Annotated in this window: 6 protein-coding genes; 2 read left to right on the forward strand and 4 right to left on the reverse strand. The window is 69.2% G+C overall.

Annotation, left to right across the window (positions count from 1 at the left end; all coding sequences use genetic code 11):
- The 4 genes from AB0J09_RS52720 to AB0J09_RS52735 all read right to left on the reverse strand — a co-directional run.
- A partial coding sequence (locus tag AB0J09_RS52720; protein ID WP_360709553.1) for a hypothetical protein occupies window positions 1-1,506 on the reverse strand: 1,506 nt, incomplete at its 3' end.
- Window positions 1,503-2,771, reverse strand: coding sequence for an extracellular solute-binding protein (locus tag AB0J09_RS52725; protein WP_360709555.1), 1,269 nt, complete (start codon window positions 2,769-2,771; stop codon window positions 1,503-1,505). The genes AB0J09_RS52720 and AB0J09_RS52725, both read right to left, overlap by 4 nt.
- Window positions 2,772-2,806: 35 nt before the next feature.
- Entirely contained in the window at window positions 2,807-3,631 is an 825-nt protein-coding gene (locus tag AB0J09_RS52730; RefSeq protein ID WP_360709557.1) for a carbohydrate ABC transporter permease, read from the reverse strand.
- The gene (locus AB0J09_RS52735; protein ID WP_360709558.1) at window positions 3,621-4,505 is read right to left on the reverse strand and encodes a sugar ABC transporter permease; all 885 of its coding nucleotides are present in this window, start codon (window positions 4,503-4,505) and stop codon (window positions 3,621-3,623) included. The genes AB0J09_RS52730 and AB0J09_RS52735 overlap by 11 nt, the downstream gene beginning before the upstream one ends.
- 299 nt (window positions 4,506-4,804) lie before the next feature.
- Between AB0J09_RS52735 and AB0J09_RS52740 the strand changes: the two genes are divergently transcribed.
- Window positions 4,805-6,001: a cytochrome P450 gene (locus AB0J09_RS52740; protein WP_360709560.1), complete on the forward strand. Its 1,197-nt coding sequence runs from the start codon at window positions 4,805-4,807 to the stop codon at window positions 5,999-6,001.
- A 22-nt stretch (window positions 6,002-6,023) separates the two neighbouring features.
- A partial coding sequence (locus AB0J09_RS52745) for a TetR family transcriptional regulator (RefSeq protein WP_360709562.1) occupies window positions 6,024-6,428 on the forward strand: 405 nt, incomplete at its 3' end.

Genomic DNA, 6,428 nt, shown 5'->3' on the forward strand with positions numbered 1-6,428 from the left:
CCGTCGAGCCCGCCCAGGTGAAGGACGAGTCCTTCTTCTCCAGCGACCGGAGCGCCTTCTGATCGCCCGCACGGACGCGTACGACTCCTGCGCCGGCACCAGCGGCGGGCCCAGCGCGTACCCGCCGGGCCCCTTGACCGCGAAGGAGGCCATGAACGCGGCCGTCTCCAGCACGATCCCGGCATACCGCTCCAGAGCGTGGCGGGTGCCGCGGGCCCGGCGCACCAGCTCGGCCAGGAAGATCGGGTGCGGCTGCTGCCACACGAGGAACGGCCCGATCGGGCTGGGACTCTCCCGCCCGTCCGGACCCACCTGCTTGGGCCAGCGCGCACCCGCGCACCCCTGGGAGCGCGCGGTCTCCCGTGCCCGCGGCAGCGCAGAGGCATACCAGGCCAGGCTGCGCTCCAGCAACTCGGCCCGCCCCCACAGCGGGAAGTGCGCCGCGTGCCACCAGTGCATCTCCAGGTGGAAGCGGCCCCGCCAGCTGTTGGCCATCAGCCCCGTCTCCGCCGGGGGAAGCGAGCCCGCGCAGTGGATCGCCGTCAGGTACTGCGACAGCACCACTCTGCGCTCCAGCTCGCCGGCCCGCTCGTCGCGGCTGCCCGACAGGTCGACGGCGCCGCCCGTGCTCCAGAACCGCGCCCAGTGCCGCGCGGACGCCGCCGCCACCTCCTGGAAGGCGAGCGGCTCACCGTTGAAGGCGATGACCAGCTCGGCGGCGGTGGCGTCCGGGAAGGTGATGCGGAACTCGTGCGGCCCGGCCTCCGTCACCTGCCCGTTCGTCGCCACCTTGACGTGGTAGGCGGTGTCGTCGAGGACGCGATGCACCGTGAACCCGCCCCGGGAGGGCCGCAGCGTCGAGGAGTGCGCCTCGGGCCGATCCCAGTCGGCCGCGTTGCCCCAGGCCTGCGACCCGTACGGGAACGCCAGCCGCACCGACAGTTCGCCGGCCGGCAGTCCCGACTCCAGCCGCACGGCCAGCACGTCCCGCTCGGGATGGCAGGCGGTGACGACCCGCACCGGCGAGCCGCGCAGCCGGTAGCGGCTGGTGATGGTGCCGCTCCACAGGTCGAGCCGCTGCCGGACGTCGCTCACCTCGGCAGGTGTCACATCAGCGAGCCCGATCCGGCCCAGGTCGAGCCGGTGCGGGTTGGCGCGCAGCCACGACTCGGCCGCCGAGGCCGGCGCCTCACCCGCGCCGCTCAGGTCGCCGCGCATGTCCACGTACGGCACCGGCCCGCGCGGCGTCTCATACGCGCGCACCGTCTCAGCCAGGTCGTACGAGCCGGGAACGCTGTGCCAGCCCCACGAGGACATGGTCGCCAGCAGCGTGCCCGGGCCGGTGCCGGTGCGGTCCTGGACCGGGTAGCGGTCGGGGAAGGTCTGCAGCCCGGTGACGTCGACCGTGCAGCAGAACTCCCCGTTGCCGACCGACAGCGGCGACTGCGGCACGATCCCCGTCACCTCGACCGCGTGCCGGTCGGCGAGTGCGCGGCGGTCGATCATTGCTTGATCGCCACCTGGACCTGCCTGATGAAGTCCGCCGCCGCCTCGGCCGGCTTCTGCCGGTCGAACAGCACCTCGGCGTTGACCCGGTCGAGGATCTTCGGCGTGTCGGTGGACCCGGTCGGCCCGATCACCAGCGGCGGCCCCGCCTTCGGCGTCAGCTTGTCGATGAACTGCGCCTGCACCTTCTCGTCCTCGCCCAGCACGCTCTGAATACCGGCGCGGACCTCGGAGTTGGCCGGCATGCCCCGGTCAGCCAGGATGATCTTCCCGGCGTCGACGCTGTTGACCAGGAAGTCGAGGAACTTGGCGGCCTCCTGCGGGTGCTTGCTGCGCGCGTTGATGCTGTAGATCTGCGAGGCCTGCAGCCACATGCCGGGCCGGGCGCTCTCGCCCGGCAGCCGGATCAGCTTCAGCGGCTGACCGGAGGCCTTGCGCAGCGCGGTGAGCTGGTTGCTCCAGTCGAACTGCATCGCGGCCAGGCCCCGGCCCACCAGCGACTGCTCGGGCGCGGGCTGGGTGATCAGCTCGGCCGTCTGCGAGGCCGGCGGGGTCGCCCCGGCATCGCGCAGCTCCAGCGTCATGGTCCACCAGTCGACCAGCGTCTGCTGGCCGATGCCGACCTTGCCGTCGGCGGTGTAGAGCGCCTCGCCGCGCTGGCGCGAGTACGCGTCCAGCATGTCGGTCCTGGTGGGGTCGGCCAGCGCGAAAGTGCCCTTGGGCACCTTCGGGGCGATCTCTTTGGCGATGCGCTTGAAGTCGTCCCAGGTCCAGGTGTCCTCGTCGGGCAGTTTGACGCCCGCCTTGTCGAACACCGCCGGGTTGACCACGACGGCGATGGCGTTGACGCCGGTCGGCACGCCGTACTGGACGCCGTCGAACTTGCCGTTCTCGAGAGCCGCGGCGCCGATCTTGTCGGTCTTCAGTCCGACCTTGGCCAGGTCGAGCAGGGCGCCGCGGTCGCCGTACTCGCGCGGGTAGGCGCCGCCGAGCGTGATGACGTCCGGCGCGCGCCCGCCGGCCACCTCGGTGGCCAGCCGGTCGAAGTAGGAGTTGAAGTCGGTGTACGTGCCCTTGACCTTGATGCCGGGGTTCTTGGCCTGGAAGGCGTCGATGACCTTCTGGGTGGCGGCCGCCCGGTCGTTGTTGCCCCACCAGCCGAAGCGCAGCTCGACGGTGCCGTCGTCGCCGCCGGACGAGCCCGAGCAGGCCGAGGCCGCCAGCACGACGCCGGCCAGGCAGAGCGCCGCTAGTCTCCTTGGCATGAGCCAGTCTCCTTAAAACGTTTTAACGGAAGGCATTATTTAAAGCCGGTCGTGGCGATGCCCTGAGTCAGGTAGCGCTGGCCGGCCAGGAAGAACCCGAAGATCGGGACCAGGCCCACGATCGACATGGCGAACAGCTGGCCCCAGTCCGTCTCGCCCTGCCCGTCCATGAACGAGCGCAGCGCCACCGGCATGGTCCAGAGCTCGGGGTCGGTCAGGAAGATGAGCTGGCTGAAGAAGTCGTTCCAGGTCCAGATGAAGGTGAACAGCGCCGAGGTCGCCAGCGCCGGCACCGACAGCGGCATGATGATCCGCCAGTAGATCCGGATGTGCCCGCAGCCGTCGATGCGGGCCGCCTCGTCCAGCTCGCGCGGCAGGCCACGGATGAACTGCACCATCAGGAAGATGAAGAACGCGTCGTGCGCCAGGAACTTGGGCACCACCAGCGGCAGGTTCGTGTTGATCCAGTCGAGCTGGGAGAACAGCACGTACTGCGGGACGATCAGCACGTGGACGGGCAGCATCAGCGTCGCCAGCATGGCGGCGAAGAACAGGTTGCGGCCCCGGAAGTTCAGCCGCGCGAAGGCGTAGGCGGCCAGCGAGCACGACAGCAGGTTGCCGATCACCGCCAGGATCGCGATCACGGCGGAGTTCAGCAGGTAGTAGTGGAAGGGGTGCTCGAGGGCCGTCCAGCCCTCGGCGTAGTTGCCGAAGTCGGTCTCGGTGGGCCAGATCGACGGGTCGCGGAAGATCGTCTCGGTGGGTTTGACCGAGCTCGACACCATCCACAGCAGCGGATAGAGCATCACCAGGCCGAAGCCGATGAGCAGCACATGCTTCGACAGCCTTCTAGCTCCCATAGAACACCCACCGCTTGGCGAAGAGGAAGTTGAGCCCGGTCAGCGCGGCGATGACGGCCAGCAGGAACCACGCCATCGCCGAGGCGTAGCCCATGTCGAACGAGCCGAAACCGCGCTGGTAGAGGTAGAGCGTGTAGAGCAGGGTGGAGTCCGACGGGCCGCCCTGCCCGCCGCTGATCACGAACGCCTGGGTGAAGCTCTGGAAGGCGCCGATCATCTGCAGCACCAGGTTGAAGAAGATGATCGGGGTCAGCAGCGGCAGCGTGATGCGGAAGAACCGCGACACGGTGCCCGCGCCGTCCACCTGCGCCGCCTCGTAGTAGGAGACGGGGATCTGGCGCAGCCCGGCCAGGAAGATCACCATGGGCGCCCCGAACGTCCACGCGTTCAGCACCACGAGCGTGCCCAGCGCGAAGTCGGGGTGGGCCACCCAGCTCACGCCCTCGACGCCGGCCATCGACAGCAGCTGGTTGACCAGGCCGTCCTTGCCGAAGATCTGCCGCCACAGGATCGCGATGGACACGCTTCCCGCCAGCAGCGACGGCAGGTAGTAGATCGAGCGGTAGAAGCTCAGCCCGCGTACGCCGCGGTTGAGCACGAGTGCCAGCGCCAGTGCCAGCGCCAGCTGGACGGGCACCGACACGAACACGTAGATGAAGGTGACCAGCAGCGACTTGTGCAGCCGCGGGTCCTCCAGCATCTCGGCGTAGTTGGCCAACCCCAGCCATTCGGGCGGCTTGAGCAGGGTGTACTCGGTGAACGACAGATAGAGCGAGGCCAGGATCGGTCCCACGGTGAAGACGGCCATGCCGATGAACCACGGAGTGAGGAAGAGGTAACCGATCCGGTCGGCCTTGTCGAAACGTTTGCTCATAAATCACCCTTCGCCGGTTGTGCGAGGCGGGGTTGAGGGGGAACAAGCATCTTCCGGGCTTGTGAGTAACCAGTTTCTAACAGAGCTGACATGAGGTGTCAACGCTCAGTGAGCGAAGCGTTGAGCTGGGTGAACATCGGAGGTAAGCGGGCTCGGCAAACGGTTGCATCGAGATCGGAGAAACCGGTATCTTACGCGGCTCCCGAAACGGCCCGGCGGTGTCGGCGGCCCTCCCGGAGGATGAAGCGATAGACTTCTATCGGTTTGACGGCGACGGTCCGATCCTTCGAGGAGCTGGCATGAGCGAGTCTGTGACCCTGCCCCTGTACATGCGGCGCGACGCGTTCGACCCGGATCCCGAGCTCACCGCGGCGCGCGACGAGGGGCGCATCCGCAAGGAGAAGACCGCGTTCGGCCTCGACGTCTGGATGGTCAGCCGCTTCGCCGACGTCAGGGAGGTGCTCGGAGACTCCGCGCGCTTCAGCAACGCCCAGCGCAACGTCTTCAGCGTGGCCGGCATGCCGGCGCTGAGCGACGAGGAGATAAAGAGGGTGCGGGCGGGCAACCTGCTGTCCTTCGACCCGCCCGAGCACACCCGGCTGCGCAAAATGCTGACGTCCGAGTTCACCATGCGGCGTATGCGCCGCCTGGAGCCGCGCATCAAGGACATCGTCACCGAGCACCTCGACGCCATGGAGGCCGCGGGCCCGCCCGCCGACCTGGTCTCTGCCTTCGCCCTGCCGGTCCCGTCGCTGGTGATCTGCGAGCTGCTGGGCGTGCCGTACGCCGACCGGGCCGACTTCCAGCGGCGCACCGGCAAGATGCTGGACATCTCGCTGCCCATGGAGGAGCGCAGGGCGGCCCAGCTCGAGTCCCGCGCCTACATGGCGGAGCTGGTCGCCCGCACCCGGGCCGAGCCGGGCGAGGACCTGCTCGGCATGCTCGTGCGCGAGCACGGCGACGACCTGAGCACCGACGAGCTCATCGGCATCGCCGGGCTGCTCCTGCTGGCCGGCCACGAGACCACCTCCAACATGCTCGGCCTCGGCACCCTGGCCCTGCTGCGTCACCCCGACCAGTTGGAGCTGCTCAGGAAGGAACCCACCCGGATCAACGCCGCGGTGGAGGAGATGCTGCGCTGGCTCAGCATCGTGCACTCGGGCACGTTCAAGGTCACCACCACCGACGTCGAACTGGCCGGACAGCGCATCCCGGAGGGGGAGCTCGTGGTGTGCGCGCTGCCCGCGGCCAACCGCGACCCGGCGTTCATCTCCGATCCCGACCGGCTGGACATCGGCCGCGGCGACATGGGGCATCTGGCCTTCGGCCACGGCGTGCACCACTGCCTCGGCGCGCCCCTGGCCAGGATGGAGATGCAGATCGCCTTCCCCGCCCTCTTCGAGCGTTTCCCCGGCCTGCGCGAGTCCGGGCCGCCCGCCGAGTTCCGCTCCTTCACCATCGTGTACGGGCTTCGCTCGCTCCAGGTGGCCTGGTGAACGGCTGCTAGCGTTACGGATCGTGCACGAGCAGGGACAGCGAGCCGACGCGCAGCGCAACTCAGACAAGATCGTCCGGGCCGCGATCGCCATCCTGCGCGAGAGCGGCCCCGCGCTGTCCCTCGACGAGACCGCCCGGCGCGCCGGGATCGGGATCGCCACTGTATACCGGCGCTTCGGCGACCGTGACGGAGTGATCAGGGCCGCCTTCGCGACATACTTCGCCGAGGAGGTCGAGCCGCTCGCACTGGCCGCCCGCGACGCCGCCGACGCCGGGCGCGCGCTGAACGAGGTACTGGCGGCCACGGTGGAGACCCTGGCCGCTCACCACGGGCTGCTGCGGGCGGCGCACGAGTCGGGCGCGATCACAGTCGACATCGCCGAACGCTTCATGGGCCCGCTGGGCGAGGTGCTGTCCAGAGCCCAG

This window comes from Nonomuraea sp. NPDC049784, assembly GCF_040659615.1.
In the GTDB taxonomy this organism is placed as follows: Bacteria; Actinomycetota; Actinomycetes; order Streptosporangiales; family Streptosporangiaceae; genus Nonomuraea.

Coding starts and splice junctions, on each gene's coding strand:
- AB0J09_RS52730 (WP_360709557.1), bottom strand. CDS start 3,631: ATGGGAGCTAGAAGGCTGTCGAAGCATGTGCTGCTCATCGGCTTCGGC.
- AB0J09_RS52725 (WP_360709555.1), bottom strand. CDS start 2,771: ATGCCAAGGAGACTAGCGGCGCTCTGCCTGGCCGGCGTCGTGCTGGCG.
- AB0J09_RS52740 (WP_360709560.1), top strand. CDS start 4,805: ATGAGCGAGTCTGTGACCCTGCCCCTGTACATGCGGCGCGACGCGTTC.
- AB0J09_RS52735 (WP_360709558.1), bottom strand. CDS start 4,505: ATGAGCAAACGTTTCGACAAGGCCGACCGGATCGGTTACCTCTTCCTC.